This is a genomic window from Thermococcus sp. ES12, assembly GCF_012027515.1.
GTDB classification, from domain to species: Archaea; Methanobacteriota_B; Thermococci; order Thermococcales; family Thermococcaceae; genus Thermococcus; species Thermococcus barossii.
Map to the genome: position 1 here is coordinate 1 of NZ_SNUP01000066.1, position 449 is coordinate 449.

1 protein-coding gene and 1 pseudogene are annotated in these 449 nt (G+C 34.7%); both read left to right on the forward strand.

What is annotated here, in order from left to right:
* Positions 1–112, forward strand: a pseudogene (locus E3E37_RS11695) (ArsR family transcriptional regulator); the annotation flags it as partial.
* Positions 93–449 (forward strand): P-loop NTPase (locus E3E37_RS11700; protein WP_240921982.1); only part of this gene is annotated, 357 nt, incomplete at its 3' end. The pseudogene E3E37_RS11695 and the gene E3E37_RS11700, both read left to right, overlap by 20 nt.

A 449-nucleotide genomic window follows, 5' to 3' on the forward strand; every position in this document is an offset into this window, starting at 1 on the left:
TCAGACTCTTAAAAGTTTAGAATCTGATGGCTTGGTTGAGGTTTTCTATGGTCAAGAAAAAGCTACAATCATGGTTAGAGCTAAAACCCTTGATGATTACATTGAAACTTAATCTGGTCTCATTTCTGCTTTTTAAAATTATTTTTGGATTTGTGTTCATTCTTTCAACAAACAGCACTTTTATATATAATGACGACGTGGTAATATTAAAACAAGTAAGTTGTTGTGTGGAAGTGAAAATTAAAATGGTTGTGATTGTTGTTACTGGAAGAGGAGGGGCAGGAAAAACGACTTTGACCTCAAATCTCAGTGTTTATTTTGCCAAAAATAAGTACAGAACTTTAGCTGTCGATGGGGACTTGTACCTTCCAAAGCTAGGTCTTCATTTTGGGATTGATTTCCCTAGGTATAACATTCATAGTCTTCTTAGAGACCCTGCACTTAAAGTT